We start from the raw sequence: 2,274 nt of genomic DNA, 5'->3' as shown, positions 1-2,274 counted from the left end.
TGCAATAATATGTACAGATTCTTCTGGTGTTTTATTGGTAAAAGCTTTTGCTTCTTCTTCATTGGCAAAAACTATATCCACATAATTGGTAATAATCTCTTGTAGGAACTCTCTATTATCTTCAACAACGTTAAAACTAGCTAGATCGATAGATACTTGCAGCCCGCATTCCTTTGCAAATTTTACAGCTTCTCTTATCAGGTCTTGATTCTGCACTAAATATCCTTCAATATGTAAAATTTGATATCCTGTAAATAAATCCCTCGACAAATCATTTGCCGTTAACTCTATTGCTGCACCCAGAAAAGTTGCAAATGTTCTTTCTGAATCAGGGCTAATCAAACCTATTGCTCTTCCACTAGCAGCATCACCAATTAACAATTGAGGATCAATTCCACTATCCTTCTGATCATCTCCAAAGAATTTTCCCATCTCATCTTGCCCCACTTTTCCTATAAAGGAAGCATTTATTTCAAGATTAGCTAATCCATTAATCGTATTTGCAGCTGATCCACCTGCAGACATACTTTTCTTCAGACTTGAAGTTAGATTTTCAATATTTTTTGAAGTTTGGTCATCAACCAGTTGCATACTTCCCTTTGGGAAATTTAAATCTTGCAGCGTTTTGTCACTTTCCAATTGAGTCATAATATCTACAAGTGCATTTCCGAGTCCGATTACTTTTGTCATAATTTTGTTTTTAATTGACTCACCCCCAAACCCCTCTCTAAAATTAAAGAGGGGAGCAGATCATGATTCAAATCACCATTTACAATCCAAATTTTATTTTATACCTCCATTTTCTTTTTTCCTCTCAAGAGTGGAAAAGGCAAAAACAACAAAGGCCAACATTTCTGTCAGCCTTTCTTTGCTCCCCCTGCTGGACAATTATCGAACATAATTATTACTGAACTGACCAGAATATATGAATTAAGGGACATTTTAGGCAATTTAGATCATTTAAATAAAAAAGTAAAAATATAAAATCTCCTTGATATTACCATATTTATATCCCTTTCTAAACTTAAACATGTAATAAATAATAAAATTCTCATGCCCACCCCATCAAAAAAGCAAACAGTACCTGTGCATACTGGAAAACCCAATAACTATTTATCAAGTAGAAGAATTGCTAAAATTAGAAGCAAACAACATGCTCATGTTATGCGTGATATTAGGGTAGCGCAACCAGCTTATATTCAGGTATATGGAGGACTGCTCAATTTTGAGCTGTCCTATTATTTAAACTCTCAAAATAAAAAACAGCCTGAATATCATCTGACTAAATCACAAACTATTTTTCTGGTATCAGGGTATGATATGGTTCTTAGGGCTTGTAATATTCTAAATGAAAATTATGACAAACGTACCCTCCTCAGAATTGAGGAAAGGTATTATTTACATCCAAATACAGGTAAACAACACCGCCACGTATTACGAGACTGTAATATCCTTAATGAAAACTATGAGAAACTTAATCTGCCCAAAATTGAGCAGATCGCCTCTAAGGACTCTAAAGGCAGGAAATATAAAGAATTTAACCTTACCCAAAGTTGGGCAGGGGTAATATAGACTCCAAAAACAGAATATTAGGAATTGTGAACCTGCTTATATTAAGGTATATGGTAACGAAACCAAATTTGGATTGGTTAATTTTATTCCAGTAGAGAAATTGCTGAGATCACTGGTAAGCTACATAAAAATGTTATGAGGGATTGTGATGTGCTGAATGAAAATTATATAAATTTAGGCTTGCTCAAAATTGAGCAGGGGTATTATTTACATCCAAATACAGGTAAAGAACACCGCCACATATTATGAGACTGTAATATTCTTAATGAAAATTACAACAATCTTTGACTGTCCAAATTTGGGCAGTCAAATTTTAAAGCTGAAAAATGGTCAGACTTATCGAGAATACCTATTAACCAAAATTCAAACCTTTGATCTAATGACTTGGTATAATACTGAGTTAAGAATAAAGGTTAATCGTATATGGGAAAGATATGACAATGTAATAAGGGATTGCGATATTCTTAATAAAAATTATAACAATCTTTCACTGCTCAAAACTGAGCAGTGGTATTACAAGGACTTTAAAAGCAGAAAATATTAGAAATTTTGAACCGACTTATATAGAGGTATATGGTACTGAGTCCAAATTTGGGCTGAGTGAATATAAAGACTCAATTGTTTAACGACATGACCACGTAATAAGAGACTGTGATAAACTAAACACTAACTACTTGAAGCTCAACATAGTCCAAATCTGGA

At 33.6% G+C, this 2,274-nt stretch carries 3 protein-coding genes; 2 read left to right on the top strand and 1 reads right to left on the bottom strand.

Annotated elements, in window-relative coordinates; translation table 11 throughout:
- On the bottom strand, positions 1-690 hold a 690-nt coding region (locus HOG71_13610), incomplete at its 3' end, for an adenosine kinase (GenBank protein MBT5991881.1).
- A 363-nt stretch (positions 691-1,053) separates the two neighbouring features.
- Here HOG71_13610 and HOG71_13605 point away from each other — a divergent pair.
- Both HOG71_13605 and HOG71_13600 read left to right on the top strand, forming a co-directional pair.
- The gene (locus HOG71_13605) at positions 1,054-1,572 is read left to right on the top strand and encodes a hypothetical protein (protein ID MBT5991880.1); all 519 of its coding nucleotides are present in this window, start codon (positions 1,054-1,056) and stop codon (positions 1,570-1,572) included.
- 99 nt (positions 1,573-1,671) lie between these two features.
- Positions 1,672-1,821: a hypothetical protein gene (locus HOG71_13600; protein ID MBT5991879.1), complete on the top strand. Its 150-nt coding sequence runs from the start codon at positions 1,672-1,674 to the stop codon at positions 1,819-1,821.
- Positions 1,822-2,274 lie beyond the last annotated feature (453 nt).

It is taken from the genome of Bacteroidota bacterium (assembly GCA_018698135.1).
Lineage (GTDB): Bacteria > Bacteroidota > Bacteroidia > CAILMK01 > JAAYUY01 > JABINZ01.
Note: the sequence above shows the minus strand (reverse complement) of the source record. Positions and strands in the feature narration are given on the sequence as shown.

What these genes read in the sequence shown, in the direction of transcription:
- HOG71_13605 (MBT5991880.1), top strand. Translation starts at nt 1,054, where the DNA reads ATGCCCACCCCATCAAAAAAGCAAACAGTACCTGTGCATACTGGAAAA.